This is a genomic window from Ewingella americana, assembly GCF_006438725.1.
Classification (GTDB): Bacteria; Pseudomonadota; Gammaproteobacteria; order Enterobacterales; family Enterobacteriaceae; genus Ewingella; species Ewingella americana_A.
In genome coordinates this window covers 299,793-326,288 of the sequence record NZ_RCZD01000002.1, presented here as the reverse complement: position 1 = coordinate 326,288, position 26,496 = coordinate 299,793, and the positions used below count along the sequence as shown (strand labels likewise).

The window sequence follows — 26,496 nt, the reverse complement described above, 5'->3', positions numbered from 1 at the left end:
AGCTGCAGGGGCGTTGGCTTCCTTCACTCACCCGAATCACTTACTTAAGTAAGCTCATCGGGATTCGTTCAGTTGCTGCCTTCCTGCCACTCGATCTATTTTGGGCATAATTGCGTGTCCTGATTGTTTTTCCGAATATTTTCCAGAAAAAACAAATTCCTGTGAGCATTCTGAATAGATTTTGCTCGTTGGGCATTGTCGCACAATTTGTTCAGAAGTCGTATCGATTAAGGATAGTTCAGCTTGGGGGAAGAGTGCGGGAATGAATGACAGCGCGGCGTGTACCGCGCTGGGAATAAGGAAAAGCAGGGGATCAGTAGAGCAAGGAGTAAAGCTGACGACGGTATTTGGCGGCCAGGGCATCGCCGGTACCGAGTGCAGCGAGAATATCCATCAGCGTTTTACGCGCCGCGCCGTTCGCCGCACCGAGATCTTTTTTCAGCGGTGCCATCAACAGTTCCAGCGCTTCTTCATTACGCCCGACAGCGTGCAGTTGCAGGCTGAGTTTCACTGCCAGCTCGATATTCTCCGGCTCTTGTTGCAGCTGTTGCTGTAATTGCTGAATTTCCGGGGTGTCAGCGGCCTGTTTCAGCAGTTCGATTTGCGCTACCAGCCCCTGATAACGGGAGTCTTTATCCTGCAGTGGGATGGTCGCCAGCACGGCTTCGGCGTCCTCGCTGCGGTTCAGTTGGATCTGCACTTCCGCCAGCATCAGGCCGATGTCACTGCGCTGATGGCTCAACTGCCATGCGTCTTTTAACAGCGGCAGGGCAGCGGCGAGATCGCCCGCTTCAATCAGTTCCTGCGCCTGAGTCACTTTCAACTCTTCTTCTTTCGGCAGGACTTTTTGCAGCAGTTCGCGGATCACCTCTTCAGGCTGCGGCCCCTGGAAACCGTCCACAGGTTGTCCGTCTTTAAACAGATAGACCGCCGGAATAGAGCGCAGGCCGAACTGCTGGGCGATGGCCGGTTCTGCATCGCAGTCAACTTTGGCGAGGATCAACTGACCGGCGTATTCCGCTGCCAGTCGGTCGAGGATTGGGCCGAGTTGTACACAGTGCTGACTGCGCTCAGACCAGAAATAGAACATCACCGGCAACGACATAGATTGTTCAAGCGTCTGGTGCAGGTTGGTTTCGTTGATATCGATAATTGAAGGTTGTGCAAGCATGAATTGGGTTCTCTTATTTCTGACGCAACGGTATGAGTATACAGGTTTAAATGGGGGCGGCTTTTGCCGCTTCAACCCCCAGAAACCGTGGCGTTAACTATGACCACGCAGCAGTTTGTCCAGCAGACGACCGGGCAACAGGCGTTTTAGCACCGACAGGACGTGGGCGACCAGCGTGACCGGGTAGCGCAGGCGTGCTTTCGGACTCTCTAAAGCATGGCGCAATTTCGGCAATACTGCCTCTGGTGTCAGGGTAAAACGCTGGGCAATGCCAGGGTTATTCACCGGTTTATCGGCCTGTGATTGATTCACGTTCTGGGTGAAATTACTGCTCAGCGGGCCGGGTTCAATCAGGCTGACCTGAATGCCGGTGCCGTGCAGCTCCATGCGCAGCGTGTCGGACCAGGCTTCCAGCGCGTATTTGCTGGCTGCATACGTTCCGCGCCCCGGCGTTGCGACCAGCCCCATCACCGAACTGGTCTGAATGATGCGGCCTTCGCCGTGCGCCAGCATAGCCGGTAACAGCAACTGTGTTAGCTGATGGGTGCCAAACAGGTTAGTGGAAAATTGTTGCTCGAACTGCTCGCGGCTGATGGTGTGCAGCGGACCGTAAACGCCATAACCGGCATTGTTGAACAAACCATAAAGCCGGTTACCGGTCAGGGTCAGGACTTCAGCGGCGGCGCGTGCAACGCTTTGTTTGTCATCCAGATCCAGCGTGATGGTTTCAAAACCCAGCTGGCGCAGGTTTTCAATATCACGGGTTTTACGACAGGCCGCCAGAACGCGATAACCCCGATTACGTAAATCCTGTGCCGCAACCAGGCCAATACCGCTGGAGCAGCCGGTGATCAATACAGCTTTTTGCATAACTTTACCTGTCAGAAGCCCCTATTTTTCAGGACTGTGGTTTACTTAGGGTTTCGCCGGGTTTGACCAGCGGTGCCAGTTTTTCCGCCATCCAGTCGGCGATAAATGACTGGGCAGCCTGTTCCGGATGCAAACCGTCGTCCTGCATCCATTCCGGTTTCAAGGCCACCTGTTCCATAAAGAACGGAACCAGCGGAATCGAATGCTGTTTGGCCAGCGCCGGATAAATGGCATAAAACGCATCAGTATAACGGCGGCCATAGTTTGGCGGCAGGCGGATTTGCATCAATAGTGGTTCGGCGTCGGCTTGTTTCACCAACGTAATGATCTGAGTCAGCGTCTCGGAGATGGCCGGTGGTGCAAACCCGCGTAAGCCGTCGTTGGCTCCGAGTTCAATCAATACCCAGCGTGGATGATGCTGTTTCAGCAGCGCGGGCAGGCGCGCCAGCCCCTGTGCGGCAGTATCACCACTGATGCTGGCATTAATAATATTGGGTTTACCGGTCTCACCTTGCCATTTTTTATTGAGCAGCGACGGCCACGAGCTGTCGGCAGGCAGGCGGTAAACCGCGCTCAGACTATCACCGATAATCAGCAAATTATCAGCCGCTGCGGCACGAAAGCTCACTGTCGCAGTGACCAGCATTGATACAAGGAAAAGGAAAGGAAGATGCCAGCGGGAAACGTTCTTGAAGTTCATCATCTTAGTAAACACGTCGGTCAGGGTGAAAGTCAGTTAACTATCCTCTCCGGTGTAGAGCTGGTTGTCAAACCGGCGCAGACCCTCGCGCTGATTGGCGAGTCTGGTTCGGGCAAGTCAACCCTGCTTGGGATCCTGGCCGGTCTGGACGACGGTACCGGTGGCGATGTGCAACTGCTGGGACAGTCGCTGACCAACATGAACGAAGAGGGCCGCGCCGCGCTGCGGGCCAAAAACGTCGGTTTTGTTTTTCAATCCTTCATGCTGGTGCCGACGCTGAATGCGCTGGAAAACGTCCAGCTTCCGGCTCTGCTGCGCGGTGAGTCTGACGCCAGCAGCCGCGCACAGGCTGTACAGCTGCTGCAACAGCTGGGGCTGGGTGAGCGTCAACATCATCTGCCCGCACAGCTCTCCGGCGGCGAACAGCAGCGTGTAGCGCTGGCCCGTGCATTTATCGGCAAACCTAAATTGCTGTTTGCCGATGAACCGACCGGTAATCTGGACCGCGCCACCGGCGAGCGTATTGTCGATCTGCTGTTCTCGCTCAACCGCGATGCGGCCACCACGCTGATTCTGGTGACGCACGATGAACAGCTGGCGGCCCGCTGCCAGCGTCGCTTACGCCTGCGTGATGGAAAACTGTGGGAGGAAGCATGATCTGGCGCTGGTTCTGGCGGGAGTGGCGGCAACCCTCGCTGTTGATTGTCTGGCTGGCGCTGACGCTGGCGGTATCCTGCGTACTGGCGCTTGGCAGTATCAGCGACCGTATGGAAAAAGGGCTGAGCCAGCAAAGCCGCGACTTTATCGCCGCTGACCGCGTGCTGCGTTCAGCCCATCCGATAACCGAAGCCTGGTTGCAGGATGCGCAGAAACAGGGGCTGAAAGTCAGCCGCCAGCTGAGTTTTATGACCATGACCTTCGCTGGCGACACCCCGCAGCTGGCGGATGTCAAAGCCACCGATCTGGTTTATCCGCTGTATGGCGACTTACAAACCCAGCCGCCGGGTGTCAAACCTGAGCCGGGTACGGTGCTGGCCGCGCCGCGGTTGATGGCGTTGCTGAACGTCAAAGTCGGTGATCATCTTGAAGTCGGCGACGCAACGCTGAAAATTGCCGGAGAAATCATTCAGGAGCCGGACTCCGGGTTTAACCCGTTCCAGACTGCGCCGCGCCTGATCATGAACCTGGCTGATGTGCCGAAAACCGGCGCGATCCAGCCGGGCAGCCGTCTGACCTATCGCTATATGTTTGCCGGGTCAGCGGAAAATATTCATACCTATGGCGAGGCTATCAAAGGGTTGCTGAAACCGGACCAGCGCTGGTATGGCATGGAAGATTCAGAAGGGGCGCTGGGCAAATCCCTGCAACGTTCACAGCAATTCCTGCTGCTCTCGGCTCTGCTGACGTTGATGTTGTCGATTGCCGCCGTGGCCGTCGCGATGGGGCATTACTGCCGCAGCCGCTATGATCTGGTGGCGGTGCTGAAAACGCTCGGCGCCGGTAAAAAAGCGCTGCGCCGGTTGATCATCGGCCAGTGGGTGTCAGTTCTGCTGCTGGCGGCAGTGTGTGGCAGCATCATCGGTTTGCTGTTTGAAGCCGTGCTGATGAAAATGTTGGCGCCAGTTTTACCGTCGGTGCTGCCGCCGTCTGGTATCTGGCCGTGGATCTGGTCGATGGGCTCGCTGGTAGTGATTTCTCTGCTGGTCGGTGCGCGTCCGTATAAGCAGCTATTGGCAACGCAGCCGCTACGCGTACTGCGTAACGACGTGGTGGCGAACGTCTGGCCGCTGCGCTGGTTTATTCCGGTGATGCTGGTGATCGTGGTCGGCCTGCTGGCGGCGCTGGTGGGTGGCAGTACGCTGCTGTGGTCGCTGCTGGCGGGCGTGGTGGTGCTGTCATTGCTGCTCGGAGCCATCGGCTGGGGCAGTCTGTTGCTGCTGCGCCGTATCAGCGTCAGTAAACTGCCGCTGCGACTGGCGATCAACCGCCTGGTGCGCCAGCCGTGGGTAACACTCAGCCAGTTAGCGGCATTCTCCATGTCATTTATGCTGCTGGCCCTGCTGCTGGTGCTGCGCGGCGACCTGCTCGACCGCTGGGAGCAACAGCTGCCGCCGGACAGTCCGAACTACTTCCTGCTCAACATCACCAAAGATCAGGTGCCGCAGGTGACAGATTTCCTGCGTCAGCATCAGGCCGAACCGGAGACCTTCTACCCGATTGTCCGCGTGCGCCTGACCGGTATTAATCAGCAGGTGGCGACCGATATCATCAAGCCGGACGACGCGGCAGGCGAAGCGGTCAACCGTGAACTGAACCTGACCTGGATGCAGGGGCTGCCGGATCACAATCCGCTGGTGGCCGGCAACGGCCCGCCGCAGGCCGGTGAAGTGTCGATAGACGACGGTCTGGCCGGAAGGCTGGGTGTGAAGATCGGCGATACGCTGACCTTCAGCGGCGATACCCAGGAGTTCAGCGCCAAAATCTCCAGCCTGCGCAAAGTGGACTGGGACAGCTTGCGACCAAACTTCTACTTCATCTTCCCGCCGGGCGCGCTGGATGCCCAACCGCAGAGCTGGCTGACCAGTTTCCGCTATCACGGTGACGGCAAAACTATTACTCAGCTCAACCGTCAGTTCCCGACGCTCAGCCTGCTGGATATCGGTTCAATCCTGAAACAGGTGGGTCAGGTGTTGCAGCAGGTGAGCCGCGCACTGGAGGTGATGGTGATTCTGGTGATGTTGTGCGGCGGCCTGTTGTTGCTGGCACAAATTCAGGTCGGAATGCGGCAGCGGCGTCAGGAGCTGATCGTCTACCGCACGCTGGGTGCCAGTAAAAAACTGCTCCGCAGCACGCTGTGGTGTGAGTTCGCCGTGCTCGGACTGGTGGCTGGGATCGCCGCCGCCGTCGGGGCCGAAGCTGCGCTGTGGATACTGCAACGCAAGGTGTTCGATTTCCCGTGGGAGCCGAATAGGGTTCTCTGGTGGTCGGTGCCGCTGGTCAGCGCGCTGTTGCTGTCGTTATGCGGAGGCTGGATGGGCGTGCGGTTATTACGGGGAAGGGCGCTGTTTCGTGGGTATAACGGTTAATGCCTGTTGGCCTGAGATACACGGGGCGAGCGAAGCGTGGGGCGTCCCTGCGGGAACCCCATCACTTCACTTCCCCTAAAATTGGGCGTCAGTATTGCTGCAAACCGCAAAACAGCGGGTGGGAGGAATGAGAAAAAGGATGTTAGCTCCCGCCCGGATTGGGCGGGCAGGAGATGATTTAAGCGAGTTTATTGATCGCCCATGCAATACCGCTTTTGTACTCCGGCGGCAGCATCGGCACTAACGCGTCCAGCGTCTCTTTCAGCAACCCGGCACTGGCGTCATTCAGATTGAGATGCCCGACCTTACGGCCTTCGCGTACTTCTTTCTCGTACCAGTGCAGGTTCACCAGCGGCAGGCTCAGCCAGTCGGTAGACACCGCCGTGCCAATCAGGTTAACCATCACAGACGGCGTACTGACCACCGGTTTTGGCAACGGCAGACCGAGAATAGCGCGCAGATGCATTTCGAACTGGCTGTAGGATGCGCCGTTTTGCGTCCAGTGCCCGCTGTTGTGTACGCGCGGGGCCAGTTCATTAATCAGCAAACCTTCGCTGACCACAAAACATTCCATCGCCATCACGCCGACATAATTCAGCTCATTGAGAATAGCTGACAGCATACTTTCGGCCTGCTGCTGCAATGCGGCATCCGGTTTTGGCAGCGCCACGCTGGTGCGCAGAATGCCGTCTTCGTGCAAGTTGTGGGTCAGCGGGTAGAAGACTGTCTGACCGCCATGGCCGCGTGCGCCCACCAGCGACACTTCGCCGGAGAAATTGATGCCCTGCTCGACGATGCATTCGCCGTAGCTGTCAGCCGGTAAGGTGTTTTCTTCACCAGGCCGCAAACGCCACTGTCCACGGCCGTCATAACCGCCCACGCGGCGCTTCACAATCGCCAGTTCACCCAGTTGTGCAAAGACCTGCGGCCATTCGGCAATATCCGCCAGTAATTGCCACGGTGCGGTTGCCAGACCGAGCTGGTCGAGCAGCTGTTTTTGCGTCAGGCGATCGGCCAGACGCGGAAAAATATCACGGTTTACGAAGCTTTTGTGCGTCGCCAGTTCGCGGGTCAGCGCGGTCTCCGGCCAGCGCTCAATTTCAGCGGTGATCACACTTTGCTGAAAGGGCACGGCTTCCGGTTCGGCGTCGATGCCGACAGGGTAAACTGCGATCCCCAGCGGTTCACCGGCCTGACGCAACATTCGACCTAACTGGCCGTTTCCGAGTACGCAAACCGGCTTCATGCTTCCTCCCGCGGATCGGGATTATTCAGCACTTCATCGGTTTGTGCTTTGCGCCACGCCGCCAGACTTTTGCCAATTTCCGCGTCGTGCAGTGCCAGGATTTGCGCCGCCAGCAGGGCTGCATTGGCCGCACCCGCTTTACCGATGGCCAGCGTACCAACCGGAATGCCGCGCGGCATCTGGACGATAGAGTAAAGGCTATCTACGCCGCTCAGGGCTGCACTTTGCACCGGCACGCCAAGCACCGGCACCAGCGTTTTCGCTGCAATCATGCCCGGCAGATGCGCCGCGCCGCCTGCGCCTGCGATAATCACATCCAGACCGTTTTCAGACGCCTGTTCGGCAAAGCTGAACAGCTTATCTGGCGTACGGTGGGCGGAAACAACTTCGACATGGAAAGGAATATTCAGCGTTGTGAGAACCTCGGCGGCGAACTGCATGGTCGCCCAGTCACTTTTAGACCCCATAACGATGGCGATTTTTGCCGGGGTAACGTTGGATGACATGTCTGTAAAGCTCCTGTGATTAAACAAGCGTCGCCAGTTGTTCTGCGGTTTTCACCGGGGATTTCTGGCGGAGAGGGCGCAAATCATACCATGCTCACAAAGCGAGGAAAACGATTGCGTGGCGGGTTTGTGTGGCTTTTAAATCGGTGTGAGGATCAGAATGGAAAGGTGACCAGTTCCACACCGTCAGCGCTGACGGTGATCATCGATCCTTCTGTATGCCAGGCACCCAGCACCGCGCGGTGACCCGTCTTCCCCTTTAACGGCACGTCATGCATAGCAGGGCGATGGGTATGGCCGTGGATCATCCATTCGACACCATTTTCCTGCATGGCATTAATGACGGCCTGCGGATTGACGTCCATGATCTCCAGCGATTTTCCGCTGTTGGAGGCCTTACTGTCGGCACGCATTCTGGCGGCAATCGCCAGACGCCACTTCAGCGGCAGGGCGAGGAAGATTTTCTGAATCAGCGGATTACGCACTTTTTTGCGGAAATTCTGATAACCGGTGTCGTCGGTACACAGTGTGTCGCCGTGCAGAATCAGCACCCGGCGGCCATAAAGTTCGAGCACTTTGGTGTCGGGCAGGATTTGCATCAGGCTGTCGCGGGCAAAGCGCCGTCCGACTAAAAAATCGCGGTTACCGTGAATAAAGAAACAGGGCACACCCTGTTGGTGGAGAGCGTTGAGCGCTGCGGCGATCTCCGCGTGCAGAGGCTGCGGATCGTCGTCGCCTATCCAGGCTTCAAACAAGTCACCGAGGATGTACAGCGCATCGGCTTGCGGTGCATCTTCGCGTAAAAAACGCAGAAAACCGGCAGTAATTGCCGGTTCCTGTGCGCAAAGATGGATATCTGCGATAAAAAAAGTGGTCATTGCGTCGCGTTCGTAAAATCCGAACGTTATTCGCTGACGGTGACGCTGGTGATCACCACGTCTTCTTTTGGAACGTCCTGATGCATGCCGCTGCGGCCGGTTTTCACGGCTTTGATTTTCTCAATCACGTCCAGACCATCGGTCACTTCTGCAAATACGCAGTAACCCCAACCCTGCGCGTTTTCGCCAGTGTGGTTAAGGAAATCATTGTCGGTAACGTTGATGAAGAACTGTGCGGTAGCAGAATGCGGGTCATTGGTACGGGCCATCGCCAGCGTGCCTTTGTTGTTTTTCAGACCGTTATTCGCTTCATTTTTGATTTGTGCGTCAGTATTTTTCTGGTTCATGCCTGGCTCAAAACCGCCGCCCTGAATCATAAAACCGTTAATGACACGGTGGAAAATGGTGTTGTCGTAGAAGCCTTTACGGCAATAGTTCAGGAAGTTTTCGACGGTGACCGGCGCTTTGTCCGCGAAGGTTTTAATAACGATGTCGCCGTGATTGGTGTGTAAAGTGACCATAATAATCATCCTGCTTATGTTGATGTGTGCTCTCGTGTGAGCCGCTACTATAGCCTTTTCTTATACCATAACTCAAAAGCAGGCGTCAGCAGCCTGTTTCGGACGCCTGGCGGCTTATGCCGTTTCGGTAGATTCATTTTCGTTATATTATGAGCGCAATTGACGTTTTCAATGCCTAACACGGAATAGCCTGATGCTGAAGATTTTTAATACCCTGAGTCGCCAAAAAGAGGAATTCAAGCCAATTCATGCCGGTAAAGTCGGTATGTACGTGTGCGGGATCACCGTTTACGACCTGTGTCACATCGGCCATGGTCGCACCTTTGTGTCATTCGACGTGGTGTCACGCTATTTGCGTTACCTGGGCTATGACCTGAAATATGTGCGTAACATTACTGATATTGAAGACAAAATCATTAAACGTGCAGCCGAAAGAGGCGAGGCCTTTACCGCGCTGACCGACCGAATGATCGCTGAGATGCACGCTGATTTCGCTGCGCTCGGCATTCTGCCGCCAGATGCTGAACCGCGCGCTACCGCCCATATCGGCGAAATCATTGAGATCGTGCAAAAGCTGATCGACCGCGATCACGCCTACGTGGCCTCTAACGGCGATGTGATGTTCTGGGTAGAAAGTGACCCGGATTACGGCGTGTTATCACGTCAGGACTTGGATCAGTTGCAGGCCGGTGCCCGCGTCGAAGTGGCCGCTGATGTCAAACGCAACCCGATGGACTTCGTGCTGTGGAAAATGTCTAAGCCGGGCGAGCCGAGCTGGACCTCGCCGTGGGGTGAAGGGCGTCCGGGCTGGCATATCGAATGTTCAGCCATGAACTGCAAGCAGCTTGGCGAACATTTTGACATTCACGGCGGCGGTTCAGACCTGATGTTCCCTCATCACGAGAATGAAATCGCGCAGTCGAGTTGCGCCCACGACGGTCCTTACGTCAATACCTGGATGCACTCCGGTATGGTGATGATTGACCGCGAGAAGATGTCCAAATCGCTGGATAACTTCTTCACCGTGCGCGACGTCTTAAAATATTACGACGCCGAAAGCGTGCGCTACTTCCTGATGTCTGGCCATTACCGCAGCCAGCTGAACTACAGCGAAGAGAACCTAAAACTGGCTCGCACCTCGCTGGAGCGTCTCTATATCGCACTGCGCGGCAGCGATGTGAATGCAGTCGCGGCCGGTGGCGAAGCCTTTGTGACACGTTTTCGCGCAGCGATGGACGACGATTTCAACACGCCGGAAGCCTATTCCGTACTGTTTGATATGGCGCGTGACATCAACCGTCTGAAAGCAGAAGACATGGCCGCTGCCAACGGCCTGGCCGCCGAACTGCGCCAGTTGGGCAGCGTGCTGGGCCTGCTGGCAAAAGATCCCGAGCAGTTCCTGCAGTCCGGTGCACAGACAGATGACGACGGAGAAGTGGCGGAGATCGAGCGGCTTATCAAGCAGCGTAACGACGCCCGTGCCAGCAAAGACTGGGGCATGGCAGACATTGCGCGCGATCGCTTAAATGAGATGGGCATTGTGCTTGAAGATGGGCCAGGCGGTACCACCTGGCGCCGTAAATAGGCTATTTTACTTGCCATAAAATTGATATAAAAAAAGCGCGGTCGGGTTATCCCTCCGCGCTTTTTTATTGCTCAGAACCGGGTTTATTCGGCTGAGGCTTTGACCACCAGCTTGCTGCTGGCAAATTCTACCTGTTGGTCGGCAAGGATTTTACAACGTTTGCGGGTTTCTACCTGCCCGTTGACCTTTACCTGACCTTCAGCGATCACGGCTTTAGCCGCTGCGCCGCTTTCACACCAGCCCATAAATTTGAGCAGGTCGCACAGTTCAACGTGCGGGTGTTTTTCGAGAAAAAAAGTTTCCATGGTTTCCTGACTTATTTGTTACTGACTTTTAGTTGGCGCTGATGTCGTGATATTCCTCGCAAGCCTGCAAGGTATTTTGAATCAGCGTCGCGACCGTCATCGGGCCTACGCCGCCCGGCACCGGTGTAATAAATGAAGCGCGCTCGGCGGCGGCATCAAATTCCACATCGCCGACAACTTTACCACTTTCCAGACGGTTTATACCGACATCCACGACGATTGCGCCCGGTTTAATCCATTCGCCGGGAATAAACCCCGGTTTACCGACAGCAACCACCACCAGATCGGCATTTTCAACATGGTGACGCAGATTCTTGGTAAAGCGGTGGGTGACGGTGGTGGTACAACCGGCCAGCAGCAGTTCCATGCTCATCGGGCGGCCCACGATATTTGACGCACCAATCACCACGGCATTCAGACCAAAGGTGTCGATGCCATAACGTTCCAGCAGCGTCACAATACCGCGAGGGGTGCAAGGACGCAGTGTGGGCGCGCGCTGACACAGGCGGCCAACGTTATAGGGATGGAATCCGTCAACGTCTTTGTCTGGATGAATACGTTCCAGAACCTTGATGTTATCGATGCCCGCGGGCAACGGTAGTTGAACCAAAATGCCGTCGATGGCGTCGTCATTATTCAGATCATCAATCAGCTTTAACAGTTCGCCTTCGGTGGTGGTGGCAGGTAAATCATAGGAGCGCGACAGAAAGCCAACCTCTTCACAAGAGCGACGCTTGCTGGCGACGTAAATCTGCGACGCCGGATTCTCTCCGACCAGGACAACAGCTAAGCCTGGCACACGTTTACCGGCAGCCAGCCGTTGTTTCACTTTTTCCGCAACTTCGTTTCTGACCTGCTGCGCAATCGTTTTACCGTCAATAATCTTTGCTGACATCGGGGAGTAAATCCATCAATTAAAAAATGCAGGGGATGCCCTATTTTGGCAGATGCGGCGCGCGCTGTCAGGCGCTGAATTGCCGTAGCCGACAAATTTGCCGCAGGTTTGCGAAGACGTTTAGAAATATTGGGGTTATTTTAGGAAGACGTAAAATCGAAAACATAAGGAAACGCGGGATGACACGTAAAGTGGGAATTATCGGCGCGGGTCATGTAGGCGCTGATGTGGCTTTTTCTCTGGTCACGCAGGGGCTGTGTGATGTGATTGTTTTGTTAGATGAAAACGAGAAGAAAGCGGCCAGTCAGGCGCTGGAGCTGCGTGATATGGCGTCGCTTACCGCCTCGCGAGTTAAAGTCATCGCCAACGACTATGCCGAACTGCACGACGCCGATGTGATAGTCATCGCCGTTGGCCCGAAAACCTTGCTGCGCGAAGACCGTCTGGAAGAGTTGGCTGAGACCCGTGCCGCAGTTCATGAAGTGGTGCCCCGCATCATTGCCAGTGGCTTTGGGGGGGTGATGCTGAACATCACCAACCCGTGCGACGTGATAACCCAGATCATTCAGCAGACCAGCGGTTTCCCGCACAGCCAGGTTCTCGGCACCGGCACCTCGCTCGACACCGCACGCATGAAGCGCGTCGTCGGCGAGTTCTTCGGCTTCGACCCGAAAAGCGTCACCGGTTACGTGATGGGCGAGCACGGTGAGTCTCAGTTTGTTGCATGGAGTACCGTGACCTTAGGTGGCCGCCCGGTGGCTGAACTGGCGGGCGATAACGCCGTTGACTGGGCCAAAATGGACAGCGCCGTGCGCGGCGGAGGTTGGGATATTCTGCAAGGTAAAGGCTGGACCAGTTATGGTATAGCGACGGCCACCGCCCGCTTACTGGATGCCATCTTGTCCGATGCCAACAGCGTCTACCCGGTCGCCGCGTGGGATGAAAATTTGCGCGTGTACATCGGCCAGCCTGCGGTTATCGGCCGAAAAGGCGTGGTACAAACCCTGCAACCTGAACTGACCGCTTATGAAAACATGGCTTATCAGGCGTCAGCGCGGGTGATCACCGCAGCCATAAATTCAGAGAAATAGTACGGAGCGATGCTATATAAAGACGAGCAGGGCAGAGAATAACGATAAATCGTTCAGTCATTAAGCAGTGAGTTCGAAAGCCATTGACTCACTGCGGTCTGCCCGTATAATCCGAATCCGCAACGCTCCCTGATGGGACAGCAATGCGCCCTTAGCTCAGTTGGATAGAGCAACGGCCTTCTAAGCCGTAGGTCACAGGTTCGAATCCTGTAGGGCGTACCATTACAAATCAACGAATTAAGCCTTCTTCACTTCAACATCAAAATCCAAAAGTGCCAGATTAGTGACATGAATCGCCATAACGTCATCGATTTTGCGTGCGTGCTCAGCCAGATGATTTGGTGACAGGTGTGCATACCTGCGTACCATTTCGATAGATTCCCATCCGCCCATCTCCTGCAAAGCAGAAAGTGGTACTCCTGCCTGAACCAGCCAACTTGCCCAGGTATGTCTCAGGTCGTGGAACCGGAAATCTGTAATTCCTGCCCGCTTTAGCGTTCTCTGGATGTATCCATGCAACCTTCCTCTGCATATCAATCTGCGACCATTCCAAATCCAAAATGTTAGACCTGCGCAATCCTGTTGCCAGCGCGAATACATAAACAATTTCCTGACAGTCCAATAAATCGTCCGCACCACCTCGCAGGATACAAACACATCGCTGGACAGCCTATTTGTTTCGGCCTATTTTTAATTAATCAATCGATTGATTAACTCTTTTATGAGGCAGTATGCCGACCTCTCAACCCCCCATAACTTCCCGTGGCGAACAGGCTAAAAATAGCCTTATTAAAGCCGCCATCGCTCAGTTTGGTGAATATGGCTTGCAGGCGACCACCCGTGATATCGCGGCTCTTGCCGGGCAAAATATTGCGGCTATCACCTATTATTTCGGCTCAAAAGAAGAGCTGTATATTGCTTCTGCTGAGTGGATTGCGGATTTTATCAATGACAATTTTCTTGAGCACATGCAGTGCGCTGAAGAGGTTATGAGTCAGTCGTCATCAGATAAAGCGCAAATCCGCCAGCTAATTCATACGGCATGTGCGCAAATGATAAGGCTGCTCACCTCCGATGAAACTCTGAACCTCAGCAAATTTATCTCTCGCGAACAGCTTTCGCCAACACCCGCTTATCAGCTCATCCACGATCGTGTGATGGCACCGATGCACAGCCACCTGACTTCCCTTGTGGGTCGTTACACCGGACGTGATCCCCTAGATACCGAAACCATTTTACATACTCACGCTTTGCTCGGACAGATTCTGGCCTTCCGACTGGGGCGGGAAACTATTTTACTACGCACAGGTTGGACAAACTTTGATAAGGCCAACCGGCAGCAAATCAGTAGCGTTGTGTTAACCCACGTCGATTTCATCTTGCTGGGATTGTCTGTTAATTAAGGAAGATCGTGCCATGAAAAATAAAAAGCCCATGGTTGTGCTCGTTGTTATTGCGTTGCTGGCCAGCTGTTTTGGCGGCTGGATGTGGTATCAAAGCGAGCAGGAAAAACCATTAACGCTCTACGGGAATGTGGATATTCGCACAGTGAACATGAGCTTCCGCGTCGGTGGCCGCCTCGCGACGTTGCAGGTCGATGAAGGCGATGCAATCAAGGCAGGGGAAACGCTCGGCGAGCTGGACAAAGGCCCGTATCAAAACGCCTTGCAGCAGGCGGAAGCAAACGTTGCAGCGACACAAGCGAAATTTGATTTGATTATTGCCGGCTACCGTGACGAAGAAATTGCCCAGGTGGCCGCGCAGGTGAATCAGGCGCAGGCTGCCTATGACTATGCCCAGAATTTTTACCAGCGCCAACAGGGGCTGTGGGCCAGACGCATGATTGCTGCAAATGAGCTGGAAAATTCCCGTTCATCAAGCGATCAGGCAAAAGCTACGCTGAAAGCCGCGCGCGATAAGCTCAGTCAGTACCGCAACGGTAACCGCCCACAAGAGATAGCCCAGGCACAGGCCAGTCTGCAACAGGCTAAAGCACAGCTCTCCCAGGCGCAGTTGGATTTACAGGACACCACGCTTACCGCCCCATCCGCCGGCACATTGCTTACTCGCGCCGTTGAACCAGGGAGCATGCTCAACGCGGGTAGCACGGTATTAACGCTTTCCCTTACGCGCCCGGTGTGGGTACGTGCTTATGTGAATGAAGTGAGTCTTTACAATGTACAGCCGGGTACGGAAGTGCAGATTTATACCGACGGGCGTCCCGAAAAGCCCTATCACGGCAAAATTGGCTTTGTTTCTCCTACCGCGGAGTTCACCCCTAAAACGGTTGAGACGCCCGATCTGCGCACCGATTTGGTCTATCGCCTGCGCATTATAGTGACCGATGCCGACGATTCGCTGCGTCAGGGTATGCCGGTCACCGTAAGTTTTAACAATGGTGCCCAGCATGAACAGCTATGACAGCGGCATCATCCGCTTACAGGGGCTGATGAAAAACTTCCCTGAACTGGGTAAACCCGCGGTAGCAAGCCTTGAATGTGAAATCCACCCGGGGGAAGTCACCGGGTTGGTGGGGCCTGACGGCGCAGGGAAAACCACGCTAATGCGTATGCTGGCAGGATTGATGAAACCTAGCGGGGGAAGTGCACAGGTCATAGGCCTCGACCCAATCAAAGATGGCAGTGCCCTACACGCCGTAGTAGGGTACATGCCGCAAAAATTTGGGCTGTATGAAGACCTGACGGTGATGGAAAATCTCACTCTGTACGCAGACCTGCGTGGAGTGGCGGGCGAGGAACGTAAAAAAACATTTGCGCGGCTGCTAGAATTTACTTCCCTCGGTCCCTTTACCTCGCGCCTTGCCGGCAAACTTTCCGGCGGTATGAAGCAGAAGCTAGGCCTCGCCTGTACACTGGTCGGCCAACCTAAGGTTCTGCTGCTCGATGAGCCCGGCGTCGGCGTAGACCCCATTTCGCGACGCGAGCTGTGGCAGATGGTGCACGAACTGGCAGGTGAAGGGATGCTGATCCTATGGAGTACTTCGTACCTCGACGAAGCCGAACAGTGCCGCGAGGTGCTACTGCTGAACGAAGGCGAGCTGCTGTATCACGGAGCGCCAAAAGAGCTGACGCAGAAAATGGCCGGGCGTTCGCTGCTGGTGAGTCATGGGGGAGAGAACAACCGCAAGCTACTTCAACGGGCGCTGAAATTGCCGCAGGTGAGCGACGGTGTGATCCAGGGGCGTTCCGTACGTCTGATACTGGCAAAAGACGCCACTATAGAAGAGCTGGCACAAGCATTGGATCTGTCTCTGGAGCAAATAACACGTACCGTCCCGCGTTTTGAAGATGCGTTTATCGAACTGCTGGGCGGCACCGGCACGAAGGAATCACCGCTAGGAAAAATACTGCATACGGTGGAAGGCAGTTCCGAAGAAACGGTGATTGAAGCCAAACAGCTCACAAAGAAATTTGGTGATTTCGCAGCAACTGACCAGGTCAATTTTACCGTACAGCGCGGCGAGATCTTCGGGCTGCTTGGGCCGAACGGCGCGGGTAAATCCACGACGTTTAAAATGATGTGCGGGCTGCTAGTGCCAACCTCTGGCAAGGCGCTGGTGTTGGATATGGATCTGAAAACCAGCTCCGGTAAGGCCCGTCAGCATCTGGGATATATGGCGCAGAAGTTTTCGTTGTACGGCAACCTGACGGTTGCACAAAATCTGCGTTTCTTCTCAGGTGTGTACGGGCTGCACGGCAAGGCGCAGGACGACAAAATTTCCCGTATGAGCGAAGCGTTTAACCTCCAGCCGATATTTAATAGCTCGACAGATTCCCTGCCACTCGGCTTCAAGCAGCGCCTGGCGTTGGCCTGCTCACTGATGCACGAGCCGGATATTCTGTTCCTTGATGAACCCACGTCTGGCGTTGACCCGATTACACGGCGCGAATTTTGGTTACATATCAACAGCATGGTTGAAAAAGGCGTAACCGTGATGGTCACCACACACTTTATGGACGAGGCGGAATATTGCGACCGTATCGGGCTGGTGTATCGTGGCAAGCTTATCGCCAGCGGCACGCCGGACGATCTCAAACAGCAGGCGGCAGACGACGAGCAGGTCGACCCAACCATGGAACAGGCATTTATCACGCTGATAAACAAGTGGGATAAGGAGCACACGCATGAGTGAGCATAAAATAGTCTCATGGAGGCGAGTACGCGCCCTCTGCGTGAAGGAAACGCGCCAGATTGCGCGTGATCCGAGCAGTTGGTTGATTGCTGTGGTGATCCCCCTGCTGCTGCTTTTTATTTTCGGCTTTGGCATCAACCTAGATTCAAGCCGCCTGCACGTGGGGGTTCTGCTGGAACAGCAAAGCGAAGAAGCGCTGACTTTCGCTCATACCATCAGCGCTTCGCCCTACATTCAGCCTACCATCAGCGATAACCGCCACGAACTGATTCAGCTCATGCAGGCGGGAAAAATCCGCGGCATAGTGGTTATCCCTACAGACTTTGCGCAGAACATGGCGCGCGCCGGGGCTACAGCGCCGGTTCAAGTGATTACCGACGGCAGCGAACCGAACACTGCAAACTTTGTGCAGGGCTATGTCGAAGGGATCTGGCAGGTATGGCAACAGCAGCGCTCGAAGAGCCGGGGTGAAAGCGTCGAGCCACTGATTGACGTGCAACTGCGTTACTGGTTTAACCCTGCTGCTATCAGTCAGCATTTCATTATTCCGGGGGCGATAACCATCATTATGACGGTTATCGGTGCCATTCTGACATCGCTAGTCGTGGCGCGTGAGTGGGAACGAGGCACCATGGAAGCCCTGCTTTCAACGCAGATAACGCGTACCGAGTTGTTGCTGTGCAAGTTGCTCCCCTACTATGTGCTCGGCATGCTGGCAATGCTACTGTGTATGGTGGTTTCGGTATTTATTCTCGGCGTACCCTATCGCGGTTCGCTGCTACTGTTATTTTTGATTACCAGTCTGTTTTTGCTCAGCACGCTTGGTATGGGTCTGCTGATTTCGACTATCACTCGCAACCAGTTTAACGCCGCTCAAGTGGCGCTGAACGCTGCATTTTTACCTTCCATCATGCTCTCGGGCTTTATCTTCCAGATCGACAGCATGCCAGCGATTATCCGCGCGGTGACTTATATCATACCTGCGCGCTACTTCGTGAATACCCTGCAAACCCTGTTTCTCGCGGGAAATATCTCCACTGTGCTGGTAGTTAACGTACTGTGTCTACTTGTCTCGGCGACGATGTTTATCGGCCTGACGGCCTTGAAGACCAAACGTCGTCTGGATTAAGGGAAAGCTATGTATCATCGACTATGGACATTAATTCGCAAAGAACTGCAATCCCTGCTGCGCGAGCCGCAAACCCGTACCATTTTGATTTTGCCGGTGGTGTTGCAGGTGATACTGTTCCCGTTTGCCGCCACGCTTGAGGTCACTAACGCCACCATCGCGATTTACAACCAAGACAATGGCAGCCATTCCGTGGAACTGACGCAACGTTTTGCACACGCCAAAGCTTTTAGCCATCTGCTGCTGTTAAAAAGCCCGCAGGAAATCCAGCCAACCCTCGATAAACAAAAAGCGCTGCTGCTGATCCGCTTCCCTGCGGATTTCTCGCGAAATTTGGCAAGCAAGCAGCCAGCTAAACTGCAAATTATTCTTGACGGTCGTAACTCGAACAGTGCGCAGATTGCCGCCAATTACCTGCAGCAAATCGTGAGAAACTACCAACTAGAACTCATGACGGGTCAACCGAAGTCGAATAACAGTGAGCTGGTAGTACGCAATTGGTATAACCCAAACCTGAACTACAAATGGTTCGTAGTGCCGTCGCTTATCGCCATGATAACGACCATTGGCGTAATGATTGTGACTTCACTGTCCGTTGCTCGTGAACGTGAACAAGGCACTCTCGACCAGCTCCTGGTGTCGCCGCTTGCCACCTGGCAGATATTTGTTGGTAAAGCCGTACCCGCGCAGATTGTCGCCATTGCACAGGCCACTATTGTGCTCGGTGTGGGAATATGGGGTTATCAAATCCCCTTCTCTGGTTCGGTCTTACTGTTTTACTTCACCATGTTGATTTACGGGCTTTCGCTGGTGGGATTCGGGCTGCTGATTTCTGCACTAAGTTCGACGCAGCAGCAGGCATTTATTGGCGTATTTGTCTTTATGATGCCGGCGATTCTGCTTTCCGGCTATGTCTCACCGGTAGAGAACATGCCCGTGTGGTTGCAAAATCTGACGTGGATAAATCCTATCCGGCACTTCACGGACATCACAAAACAGATTTACCTGAAAGATGCGAGTCTGGACATTGTATGGGGAAGCCTGTGGCCGCTACTGGTGATTGCTGCTATAACAGGCTCAGCGGCGTACTGGATGTTTCGCCGCAAAGTTGCCTGATCTGTCAATCAAATGATCGCGATCGAGGCGGTTGGTGGTTTGGAACCGATTCAAGCGATGCTCGGGAAAAGCTAAAAGTTCGATGGGAAGTGCCCTTGAAACGGTGTTAATGCTCTGCTGGCATAATGGTTTTACGGTGAAGAGGATTAGCTGCAGAAATATGGGGTACTCAAAATCCATACTCCAGCACTGATCTACATGACTTAGCACCGGCCGCTGCTGACGATGCATTGCATTGCATTGCATTGCATTGCATTGCATTGCATTGCATTGCATTGCATTGCCGTGACGTTGCGACGAGGACGTTTGCGTCTCAGGTTTAACCCTTCCAGACAATAAATTCGGTGCGTTTTCTTGTCGTTAATAGCGGCCTCACGGCACACATCTTTAACGGTGCGTCCGGCTTCGACAGACTTCAGAACGGCGATGATCTGGTGCTCGGTGAATCGGATTTTACGCATAGCGATCTCCTCGGGGACATAATCAGTATGTCGGAAGATCTCTAAAAGTGAACGGGCCGTTTTGGTGGGATACTTACAGCTGCAACTTGTTCAGCTTCGCACGCGGCAGCTTTTCAGCCGCGAACACTTTAGCTAGCCGATTATAAAACGCAGTGCTGATTCGCTTTGTGTTGAATCAGAATCGCAGGCCGTTAAATACGTCCGTAGAAGGTCATTCTAGCAGGCTCAGACAGCGAAATATCAGGCTGAGAATTGTAAGCCAAAACCACCAGCATGCGGGTGGTATCCCCCTCCGTTGGCGTCACACGATGAATAGCATTTCGACCGCGGAACAGCACCAGATCGCCTGCCTCAATGCCGAGTTTTTTCGGCTCGGTTTGCTTATCCAGTAATTTTTCAACGCCATCAAAATTCATGTCGCCAGCATCAGCATCACGTAGGTTCTCAACGTATTCAAACACGCCTCCAGCCTGGGGTTTTTGAATCAGCAGGGTGATGGCAAAAGACGAGTTATCGAAATGCCAGCCCAGCTCCTGGCCTTCGCTGGCGTAATGCAGGTTGATTGAAGAGAGTTTATCAGCGTAAGAATACAACTGCGTCTCACCCAGCACCGAGCAAAGAAACGCACGAAACACTGGCGCGTCATACAGTGCGCGCAGTGCCGAATCCTGCGGGATCTCTTCATCGGTAATACAGCCCTTTGAGGAGACAATCTGCCGATTTCTTGGATGCGAGTCTGGCAGCCTGGCATCAGGTTTCAATAGATAAACATTATGATTACTGCTGGTGTAATAGGCCAAATGGCGATTTTCATCCCCCTCACGCTTAATAGCCTTCAGCGCAGCAGGATTAAGAAAGTCATGCAAGACCAGGACACCCTTTTCATTCAGCGTCCGTTGACACTGAGAAAGAAAATTCGTATCCAATATCGGATTAGCCGCGAAATTTACGATCCTATCGAGTTCTTGCATCATGACTCTCATGAATTATTCAGGAAAAAACAGTTGTTTCTACTTTAACCAAGTAATTAATGGCTGGGAAATGAAAGTTATCCTCCCTGACTGGCCAAACGTGATTTTACTTCCTGCAGTTTATTGTTCGGTTCAATCACCATTATTAGTATCCCGGTATTTGAGAAGGCCCGCTGAAGCGGGCTCAGTGATTTACTGTAAAGCTGCAAGAATACGGTAAGCCGCTTGGACACGCGCAGGGTTAATCTCGACACTTCCTTTTGTGACCGCTGGTAACGCTTGCGGCGGGTTAGGAAACTCAGGTCTGTTCGAAAATACAAATTCAGTGACAGTGATTTACCATCAGTCAGCCTATTACCGCCGTGCTTAGTGCCGCAGGTGGGCTTGCCGATCTCAGTAAAAAGCATCATGCCTGATGCGCATTCGCAATATGACTCCTCATCTAAAATATCAAGAGAAGTCCAGCTTAGTCGCATCAGACAGCTGCATCGTCATATCAGAAGTTATAAGTCACACCTGTTGATAGAAGCCCCGTCCAGGATTTATCAACCATTGGGCTATCTGTGACTGCATCAGAAAGGTGAAGGTAACGAAGCGCGACGTTAACTTTCCAGTCTTTATTGATTGAATACGCCGCATTCAGCTCCAGAAAGGGTGACCAGCTGTTTCCTGCATCATAGGCACTCAGACCACTTTTGCGTGACTCTTTCTGCGATATTCCATAGTAGTAATTATTCTGTCGAGAATCGGCAAATTCCAATCCTGCGCCGGAAAGGAAATCAATGCCGCTGACGCTCCATGGATACATCCAGCCCACATTCCCTGTCAAACCATCGCTGTTTCCAAGCATATCGCCCGCCAAAGCAGCCCGTAGAAAGCCATAATCTGTCGTGTGGGTATACGTCAATCCAGCCATGGCGGTTGACTTGCGATTATCGAGTTGTTTCAGTTGCTGATTGCTGCTGTCGTCTGATTTGAACTTAAAAGGAGCCCAGTAAATTGTCGCTGACAATTTGTCTTCATCTGTATTCCACAGGTAATACCCTGCACCGAGGCCATGCACCCAAAAGTTGTTTCCCTCATACATGATTTGCGGAACGGGCTGGACATTGTTGTCATAACCTTTGTACGGGCTCTGCGCAATTGCGGCGCCGGCACCTATGCTCAATTCATTCGTGTTTGCAGAAGCCATTGAGGTGGCGGGTATGGCAATAACACAAAGCAAAATGAGTTTTTTTTTCACGACGGATCCACCAGCAGAGTAAAGTTTGTGCATCTTGCATGAGAGTTTTTGTCTTGCACAGACCCCTTTCGCATTCTTGATATTACCTAACAGTATCCTGTCAAACCCCTTCTGATATTCCTCTCCTCATCCTTCAACTTTCACTTTTCGCGCAGGCTCTTTTCGTATTACTGACGTACGTTTTTTATGTGGACTGATAAAGTTTCAGATTGAGAATGAACGTTCACTAAGGGTCTGTCTGCGTATGCTTTACAAAAAATTATTTATAACAGGACTCGTGCTTTTGACCGTCAGTTGTGACCAGAAGAATGCCGGAATGCCGGGGATGGATTCTATGCCTACAGACGTGGGCGTCGTCACCCTAAAGTCTGAATCAGTGACCCTCTATAGTGAACTTTCAGGACGCGTCACCGGAACGATGGTTTCTGATGTCAGGCCACAGGTCGGTGGCATCATAAAGAAAAGACTCTTCACGGAAGGGGACGAAGTTCAGGCAGGCCAGGTTCTTTATCAGATTGATCCAGCCACCTATCAGGCCAGTTATGATGAAGCGGTTGCGCAAATGAATAATGCCATTGCCGTGGTGAAAAGCAGCAAGCTTAAAGCTGAACGCTACGCCGCGTTGCTCCGAGAAAAGGGCGTAACCCGTCAAGATGCAGACGACGCCGAAGCGACCTACCAGCAGAATGTTGCATCGGTGGCGCAGTACCGGGCGGCTGCGCAAAGCGCCCGCCTTGATCTTGAATATACCCAGATAAAAGCGCCAATTTCAGGCCGTATCGGTATTTCATCAGTTACCCCAGGTGCATTAGTCACCGCGAGCCAGACCGATGCTCTGGCAACCATCAGAGTACTAGACCCTATTTATGTCGATTTGACTCAGTCCAGCACGCAGCTTTTGAAACTGAGAAAACAGCAACGCTCAGGCCAAAAAGAAGAAACTGTACCCGTCACTGTAACGTTGGAAGATGGCACAAAATACCAGCACGTCGGTAAGCTTGAGCTGGCGGAGGTGTCAGTCGATGAATCTACGGGCTCCGTCACGCTCAGAGCCGTTTTCCCGAACCAGGAACATGAACTCCTTCCGGGCATGTACGTCAGGGCAGCCGTGAGCCAGGGAGTACGCCATGATGCCATTTTGGCTCCTCAGCAGGGTATTACGCGTGACGCCAAAGGCGATGCCATTGCCCTGGTGGTCGGTAAAGACAATAAAGTTGAAAGTCGGCAGGTAACCACTGAAGGCGTGGTGGGCAATAAATGGCTGATTACCAGCGGCCTTCAGGCGGGTGAACGTCTGATAACGGAGGGGACTGGCAAGGTTCAGGCCGGTATGGACGTTAAAACAACAGAGGTTGGCAGCACAGCTGCGAACGAGGCTTCCAGCAACGTAACCGGAGGCAAGTAAGCATGCTGGCACAGTTTTTTATCAGACGCCCTGTATTTGCATGGGTCATTGCAATCGTCATCATGCTGTTGGGTATTATCAGCATTAACAACCTGCCGATTGCCCAGTATCCAGACGTGGCGCCGCCTCAGATTAGTATCCAGGCAACTTACACGGGTGCATCAGCTGAAACTCTCGAAAGCAGCGTGACCCAGGTTATTGAGCAAGAACTCACCGGTCTTGATGGCCTTCTTTATTTCTCATCGTCAAGTACTGCTTCAACGGGCCAGGTTAAAATTACGGTTACCTTTAAACAGGGCACCGATCCGGATATCGCTCAGGTTCAGGTTCAGAATAAAGTTCAGCGGGCAGAAAGCCGTCTGCCGGACGCCGTAACATCACAAGGCGTGACGGTTGAAAAGGCGCAGAGTGACTTCCTGCTTATCATGGCGATTTATGACAAGACAGATAAAAGCACCTCAGCCGATGTGGCTGACTATCTGGTCAGTAATATTCAAGACTCTCTTGCACGCGTTTCAGGCGTAGGTGGCGTACAGGTGTTTGGCTCAGAATACGCCATGCGCATCTGGCTTGACCCCGTAAAACTGGCTGCCTTTTCTCTCATGCCCTCTGACGTACAGACTGCCATTGAAAGCCAAAACACGCAGGTCTCATCCGGTCAGCTAGGTGCGACGCCGTCAAACAATGAGCAGCAATTAGTCGCCACAGTCCGCTCGCGCTCACGCCTTCAAACACCAGAGCAATTTCGTCATATCGTTATCAAGAGTAAAGCTGATGGTTCAGCTGTGCGTCTTTCTGACGTGGCCCGGGTTGAAATGGGTGATGAGGATTATAGTGTTAACGTCCTCGCAAACGGCCACCCCTCTGCAGGGCTTGCGGTTCAGCTGGCATCGGGCGCTAATGCGCTTTCGACGGCTGAAGAAGTCAAAAAAACAGTGGCTGAATTTCAGGCAGACATGCCGGCTGGCTATGTCGTGGCCTATCCCCTTGACAGTACTGACTTCGTTAAAGTGTCCATTAAGGAAGTGGTTAAAACCCTCGTCGAGGCGATCCTGCTTGTCATCATCGTAATGTTTATATTCCTGCAGAATATTCGCACTACGTTAATCCCGGCTATCGCTGTTCCTGTTGTGCTATTGGGAACGTTTGGCGTGCTTTCAGCATTTGGCTACTCCATCAATACCCTGACGATGTTTGGCATCGTGCTGGCGATAGGTTTGCTGGTGGATGACGCGATCGTCGTCGTCGAAAACGTTGAGCGTGTGATGCGTGAGGAAAATTTGCATCCACGCGAAGCCACTGAAAAATCGATGAGAGAGATCACCGGAGCACTCATAGGGATTGCGATGGTACTCTCCGCTGTTTTCCTGCCGATGACCTTTTTCAGCGGCTCTACGGGCGTTATCTACCGGCAATTTTCCATAACCATCGTCTCGTCTATGGTGCTGTCTGTGATAGTGGCTCTCACACTCACACCTGCACTATGTGCAACATTGCTGAAACCCCATAACCAGCAAAGTGTTGATAAAGGTTTCTTTGGCTGGTTTAACCGCAAGTACAGCGCAATTCAGGGACGATACCAGAATGGCGTCAGCCATGTGGTTCACGGCCAGATACGATTCTTCATTCTATACGGTGTGATCCTACTGGGATGTGCCGTTATGTACATGCGGCTGCCCACCGGGTTTCTCCCGACTGAAGACCAGGGATATATCATGGTGCAATACACGCTGGCTCCCGGCGCGACTGAAAATCGCACCCGGGAGGTGCGCAAAGCGATACAGCAGTATTTTCAAACCAAAGAGAAAGATAACGTTAATGTCAGCATGCTTGTTGACGGTTTCAGCTTTGGGGGAAGCGGTCAGAATGCTGGCGTCGGTTTTGTTTCCCTCAAAAACTGGGATGATCGTAAAGGAAGCCACAATAGTGCTGACGCCATTGCCGGACGCGCCATGATGAACCTGGCGGGGATTAGGGATGCGCAGATTTTTGTACTGACACCACCGGCCGTTTCCGGACTCGGGCAGTCAAATGGTTTCACTTTCGAGCTGCAGTCGCGCGCCGGTACTGATAGCAGTACGCTGATTAAGCTTCGGGATAACCTGATTGCCGAGGCGGCTAAAGACCCGACTCTCAGTAATGTCCGTGCGAACACCCTGCCTGACCTTCCTCAACTCCAGGTCGATATTGATGATGCGAAGGCGCAATCTCTTGGCATATCGGTCAGTGATATTAACGACACGTTAAGTGCTGCCATCGGGGGAACCTATATTAATGACTTCGTTGACCGCGGCCGCGTGAAAAAAGTCTATATGCAGGGTGATGCAATACATCGCGGAAAACCGGAGGATATCGACCAATGGTTTGTTCGCGGGACCGACAGTAATGGTAATAACACGATGGTACCGTTTTCTTCTTTTGCATCTTCTCACTGGGTGTTCGGCGCGGATTCACTGTCACGTTTCAATGGACTTTCCTCTTATGAAATTCAGGGAAGTGCATCTTCTGGCAGCAGTTCCGGTGATGCGATGGCCGCAATGGAGAAACTGGCCAGCAAATTGCCTCCCGGTGTGACGTATTCCTGGTCAGACCTTTCCTATCAGGAAAAACTCTCCGGCAATCAGGCCATGTCCCTGTACGGCATTTCTTTGATTGTGGTGTTTCTGTGCCTCGCCGCCCTTTATGAAAGTTGGTCAGTCCCTTTTTCCGTCATGATGGTCGTTCCGCTTGGCGTCTTGGGTTCCCTCCTGGCTGTCACCCTGCGCGGGCTGGAAAATGATGTTTATTTCCAGGTTGCGCTACTGACCATCATTGGGCTTTCCGCCAAAAATGCGATCCTCATCGTGGAGTTCGCCGAGGCGAATTATCGCAAAGGAGAAGATCTGATCCATTCAGCTATTCATGCAGCGACCATGCGCCTGCGCCCGATAATCATGACGTCCCTTGCTTTTACCGCGGGTGTATTGCCGCTGGCCGTGTCTTCCGGTGCGGGAGCAAACAGCCGGGTTGCAATAGGCACAGGCATCGTTGGCGGAACGATCACTGCCACTCTTCTGGCCATATTCCTGGTCCCTCTGTTCTTCGTTCTGGTAAGACGCATCGTCCCGGGAGTGCCGGCTGATCGTAAAGACGTACGTGGTGCCGCTGAAGAGAAAGGAGAATAA

General features: G+C 53.4%; 23 protein-coding genes, 1 tRNA gene and 2 pseudogenes. 12 read left to right on the top strand and 14 right to left on the bottom strand.

Annotation, left to right across the window (positions count from 1 at the left end; translation table 11 throughout):
• Positions 1-313 precede the first annotated feature (313 nt).
• The 3 genes from EAH77_RS04630 to tesA form a co-directional block, all read right to left on the bottom strand.
• A complete protein-coding gene (locus tag EAH77_RS04630) occupies positions 314-1,171 on the bottom strand; it encodes a co-chaperone YbbN (protein ID WP_140470633.1) in 858 nt (285 codons plus the stop codon).
• A 93-nt stretch (positions 1,172-1,264) separates the two neighbouring features.
• The gene (locus tag EAH77_RS04625; RefSeq protein WP_140470632.1) at positions 1,265-2,041 is read right to left on the bottom strand and encodes an SDR family oxidoreductase; all 777 of its coding nucleotides are present in this window, start codon (positions 2,039-2,041) and stop codon (positions 1,265-1,267) included.
• Positions 2,042-2,069: 28 nt separating this feature from the next.
• Positions 2,070-2,741, bottom strand: coding sequence for a multifunctional acyl-CoA thioesterase I/protease I/lysophospholipase L1 (gene tesA, locus EAH77_RS04620; protein WP_194150488.1), 672 nt, complete (start codon positions 2,739-2,741; stop codon positions 2,070-2,072).
• Here tesA and ybbA point away from each other — a divergent pair.
• Positions 2,712-3,398 (top strand): putative ABC transporter ATP-binding protein YbbA, encoded by a 687-nt coding sequence (ybbA, locus tag EAH77_RS04615; RefSeq protein WP_140470630.1) that lies wholly within the window; start codon positions 2,712-2,714, stop codon positions 3,396-3,398. The two genes, tesA and ybbA, sit on opposite strands and share 30 nt — an antisense overlap.
• Positions 3,395-5,827, top strand: coding sequence for a putative ABC transporter permease subunit YbbP (ybbP, locus tag EAH77_RS04610; RefSeq protein WP_140470629.1), 2,433 nt, complete (start codon positions 3,395-3,397; stop codon positions 5,825-5,827). Before ybbA ends, ybbP begins: the two co-directional genes overlap by 4 nt.
• A 178-nt stretch (positions 5,828-6,005) precedes the next feature.
• On the opposite strand, the gene purK is transcribed toward ybbP, so the two are convergent.
• The 4 genes from purK to ppiB form a co-directional block, all read right to left on the bottom strand.
• A complete protein-coding gene (gene purK, locus EAH77_RS04605; RefSeq protein WP_140470628.1) occupies positions 6,006-7,073 on the bottom strand; it encodes a 5-(carboxyamino)imidazole ribonucleotide synthase in 1,068 nt (355 codons plus the stop codon).
• A complete protein-coding gene (purE, locus tag EAH77_RS04600) occupies positions 7,070-7,579 on the bottom strand; it encodes a 5-(carboxyamino)imidazole ribonucleotide mutase (RefSeq protein ID WP_140470627.1) in 510 nt (169 codons plus the stop codon). The genes purK and purE overlap by 4 nt, the downstream gene beginning before the upstream one ends.
• Positions 7,580-7,734: 155 nt before the next feature.
• Positions 7,735-8,457, bottom strand: coding sequence for a UDP-2,3-diacylglucosamine diphosphatase (locus EAH77_RS04595; protein WP_140470626.1), 723 nt, complete (start codon positions 8,455-8,457; stop codon positions 7,735-7,737).
• Between the two features lie 26 nt (positions 8,458-8,483).
• A complete protein-coding gene (ppiB, locus tag EAH77_RS04590) occupies positions 8,484-8,978 on the bottom strand; it encodes a peptidylprolyl isomerase B (protein WP_140470625.1) in 495 nt (164 codons plus the stop codon).
• 193 nt (positions 8,979-9,171) lie between these two features.
• On the opposite strand from ppiB, the gene cysS reads away from it, so the two are divergent.
• Positions 9,172-10,563: a cysteine--tRNA ligase gene (gene cysS, locus EAH77_RS04585; RefSeq protein ID WP_140470624.1), complete on the top strand. Its 1,392-nt coding sequence runs from the start codon at positions 9,172-9,174 to the stop codon at positions 10,561-10,563.
• A gap of 83 nt (positions 10,564-10,646) precedes the next feature.
• Here cysS and ybcJ read toward each other — a convergent pair whose 3' ends face one another.
• Both ybcJ and folD read right to left on the bottom strand, forming a co-directional pair.
• Positions 10,647-10,868, bottom strand: coding sequence for a ribosome-associated protein YbcJ (gene ybcJ, locus EAH77_RS04580; RefSeq protein WP_140470623.1), 222 nt, complete (start codon positions 10,866-10,868; stop codon positions 10,647-10,649).
• A 28-nt stretch (positions 10,869-10,896) separates the two neighbouring features.
• Positions 10,897-11,763: a bifunctional methylenetetrahydrofolate dehydrogenase/methenyltetrahydrofolate cyclohydrolase FolD gene (gene folD, locus EAH77_RS04575; protein WP_140470622.1), complete on the bottom strand. Its 867-nt coding sequence runs from the start codon at positions 11,761-11,763 to the stop codon at positions 10,897-10,899.
• A 179-nt stretch (positions 11,764-11,942) separates the two neighbouring features.
• Here folD and EAH77_RS04570 point away from each other — a divergent pair, with 179 nt between their 5' ends.
• Both EAH77_RS04570 and EAH77_RS04565 read left to right on the top strand, forming a co-directional pair.
• Positions 11,943-12,854 carry an L-lactate dehydrogenase gene (locus EAH77_RS04570; protein WP_140470621.1) on the top strand — a complete coding sequence of 304 codons (912 nt, stop codon included), beginning with the start codon at positions 11,943-11,945 and terminating at the stop codon, positions 12,852-12,854.
• Between the two features lie 145 nt (positions 12,855-12,999).
• Positions 13,000-13,076: transfer RNA gene (locus EAH77_RS04565), tRNA-Arg, on the top strand.
• A 15-nt stretch (positions 13,077-13,091) separates the two neighbouring features.
• Here EAH77_RS04565 and EAH77_RS04560 read toward each other — a convergent pair.
• Positions 13,092-13,458, bottom strand: a pseudogene (locus tag EAH77_RS04560) (site-specific integrase); the annotation flags it as partial.
• A gap of 127 nt (positions 13,459-13,585) precedes the next feature.
• On the opposite strand from EAH77_RS04560, the gene cecR reads away from it, so the two are divergent.
• From cecR to EAH77_RS04535, 5 genes are read left to right on the top strand one after another with little or no spacing between them, the layout of a single operon-like run.
• Positions 13,586-14,257 (top strand): transcriptional regulator CecR, encoded by a 672-nt coding sequence (gene cecR, locus EAH77_RS04555; protein WP_140470620.1) that lies wholly within the window; start codon positions 13,586-13,588, stop codon positions 14,255-14,257.
• Between the two features lie 13 nt (positions 14,258-14,270).
• Complete coding sequence (gene hlyD, locus EAH77_RS04550; protein WP_140470619.1) at positions 14,271-15,275, top strand: secretion protein HlyD; 1,005 nt, start codon at positions 14,271-14,273, stop codon at positions 15,273-15,275.
• Positions 15,262-17,007 (top strand): ATP-binding cassette domain-containing protein, encoded by a 1,746-nt coding sequence (locus tag EAH77_RS04545; RefSeq protein WP_140470618.1) that lies wholly within the window; start codon positions 15,262-15,264, stop codon positions 17,005-17,007. The genes hlyD and EAH77_RS04545 overlap by 14 nt, the downstream gene beginning before the upstream one ends.
• Positions 17,000-18,136, top strand: a complete 1,137-nt coding sequence (locus EAH77_RS04540; protein WP_140470617.1) for an ABC transporter permease — start codon at positions 17,000-17,002, stop codon at positions 18,134-18,136. Before EAH77_RS04545 ends, EAH77_RS04540 begins: the two co-directional genes overlap by 8 nt.
• Positions 18,137-18,145: 9 nt before the next feature.
• On the top strand, positions 18,146-19,252 hold the full coding sequence (locus tag EAH77_RS04535; RefSeq protein ID WP_140470616.1) for an ABC transporter permease: 1,107 nt from the start codon (positions 18,146-18,148) through the stop codon (positions 19,250-19,252).
• Between the two features lie 356 nt (positions 19,253-19,608).
• On the opposite strand, the pseudogene EAH77_RS25315 reads toward EAH77_RS04535, so the two are convergent.
• The 4 genes and pseudogenes from EAH77_RS25315 to EAH77_RS04515 form a co-directional block, all read right to left on the bottom strand.
• Positions 19,609-19,713: pseudogene (locus EAH77_RS25315) on the bottom strand (transposase); the annotation flags it as partial.
• A 191-nt stretch (positions 19,714-19,904) separates the two neighbouring features.
• The gene (locus tag EAH77_RS04525) at positions 19,905-20,684 is read right to left on the bottom strand and encodes a HalD/BesD family halogenase (RefSeq protein ID WP_140470868.1); all 780 of its coding nucleotides are present in this window, start codon (positions 20,682-20,684) and stop codon (positions 19,905-19,907) included.
• 77 nt (positions 20,685-20,761) lie between these two features.
• Positions 20,762-21,094 (bottom strand): hypothetical protein, encoded by a 333-nt coding sequence (locus EAH77_RS04520; protein ID WP_161985765.1) that lies wholly within the window; start codon positions 21,092-21,094, stop codon positions 20,762-20,764.
• Positions 21,095-21,180: 86 nt separating this feature from the next.
• Positions 21,181-21,960, bottom strand: a complete 780-nt coding sequence (locus tag EAH77_RS04515) for a MipA/OmpV family protein (RefSeq protein ID WP_140470614.1) — start codon at positions 21,958-21,960, stop codon at positions 21,181-21,183.
• A gap of 211 nt (positions 21,961-22,171) precedes the next feature.
• Here EAH77_RS04515 and EAH77_RS04510 point away from each other — a divergent pair, with 211 nt between their 5' ends.
• Positions 22,172-23,332, top strand: coding sequence for an efflux RND transporter periplasmic adaptor subunit (locus tag EAH77_RS04510; protein WP_140470613.1), 1,161 nt, complete (start codon positions 22,172-22,174; stop codon positions 23,330-23,332).
• A gap of 2 nt (positions 23,333-23,334) precedes the next feature.
• A complete protein-coding gene (locus tag EAH77_RS04505; RefSeq protein WP_140470612.1) occupies positions 23,335-26,496 on the top strand; it encodes an efflux RND transporter permease subunit in 3,162 nt (1,053 codons plus the stop codon).

Bases quoted from the DNA above. Each gene is read 5' to 3' on its own strand.
- ybbA (WP_140470630.1), top strand. From the start codon at position 2,712: ATGCCAGCGGGAAACGTTCTTGAAGTTCATCATCTTAGTAAACACGTC.
- EAH77_RS04625 (WP_140470632.1), bottom strand. From the start codon at position 2,041: ATGCAAAAAGCTGTATTGATCACCGGCTGCTCCAGCGGTATTGGCCTG.
- ybbP (WP_140470629.1), top strand. From the start codon at position 3,395: ATGATCTGGCGCTGGTTCTGGCGGGAGTGGCGGCAACCCTCGCTGTTG.
- EAH77_RS04545 (WP_140470618.1), top strand. From the start codon at position 15,262: ATGAACAGCTATGACAGCGGCATCATCCGCTTACAGGGGCTGATGAAA.
- EAH77_RS04570 (WP_140470621.1), top strand. From the start codon at position 11,943: ATGACACGTAAAGTGGGAATTATCGGCGCGGGTCATGTAGGCGCTGAT.
- ppiB (WP_140470625.1), bottom strand. From the start codon at position 8,978: ATGGTCACTTTACACACCAATCACGGCGACATCGTTATTAAAACCTTC.
- EAH77_RS04520 (WP_161985765.1), bottom strand. From the start codon at position 21,094: ATGATGCTTTTTACTGAGATCGGCAAGCCCACCTGCGGCACTAAGCAC.
- EAH77_RS04595 (WP_140470626.1), bottom strand. From the start codon at position 8,457: ATGACCACTTTTTTTATCGCAGATATCCATCTTTGCGCACAGGAACCG.
- folD (WP_140470622.1), bottom strand. From the start codon at position 11,763: ATGTCAGCAAAGATTATTGACGGTAAAACGATTGCGCAGCAGGTCAGA.
- cysS (WP_140470624.1), top strand. From the start codon at position 9,172: ATGCTGAAGATTTTTAATACCCTGAGTCGCCAAAAAGAGGAATTCAAG.
- EAH77_RS04540 (WP_140470617.1), top strand. From the start codon at position 17,000: ATGAGTGAGCATAAAATAGTCTCATGGAGGCGAGTACGCGCCCTCTGC.
- hlyD (WP_140470619.1), top strand. From the start codon at position 14,271: ATGAAAAATAAAAAGCCCATGGTTGTGCTCGTTGTTATTGCGTTGCTG.
- EAH77_RS04535 (WP_140470616.1), top strand. From the start codon at position 18,146: ATGTATCATCGACTATGGACATTAATTCGCAAAGAACTGCAATCCCTG.
- cecR (WP_140470620.1), top strand. From the start codon at position 13,586: ATGCCGACCTCTCAACCCCCCATAACTTCCCGTGGCGAACAGGCTAAA.
- EAH77_RS04630 (WP_140470633.1), bottom strand. From the start codon at position 1,171: ATGCTTGCACAACCTTCAATTATCGATATCAACGAAACCAACCTGCAC.
- tesA (WP_194150488.1), bottom strand. From the start codon at position 2,741: ATGAACTTCAAGAACGTTTCCCGCTGGCATCTTCCTTTCCTTTTCCTT.
- EAH77_RS04505 (WP_140470612.1), top strand. From the start codon at position 23,335: ATGCTGGCACAGTTTTTTATCAGACGCCCTGTATTTGCATGGGTCATT.
- EAH77_RS04515 (WP_140470614.1), bottom strand. From the start codon at position 21,960: ATGCACAAACTTTACTCTGCTGGTGGATCCGTCGTGAAAAAAAAACTC.
- EAH77_RS04510 (WP_140470613.1), top strand. From the start codon at position 22,172: ATGCTTTACAAAAAATTATTTATAACAGGACTCGTGCTTTTGACCGTC.
- purE (WP_140470627.1), bottom strand. From the start codon at position 7,579: ATGTCATCCAACGTTACCCCGGCAAAAATCGCCATCGTTATGGGGTCT.
- ybcJ (WP_140470623.1), bottom strand. From the start codon at position 10,868: ATGGAAACTTTTTTTCTCGAAAAACACCCGCACGTTGAACTGTGCGAC.
- purK (WP_140470628.1), bottom strand. From the start codon at position 7,073: ATGAAGCCGGTTTGCGTACTCGGAAACGGCCAGTTAGGTCGAATGTTG.
- EAH77_RS04525 (WP_140470868.1), bottom strand. From the start codon at position 20,684: ATGCAAGAACTCGATAGGATCGTAAATTTCGCGGCTAATCCGATATTG.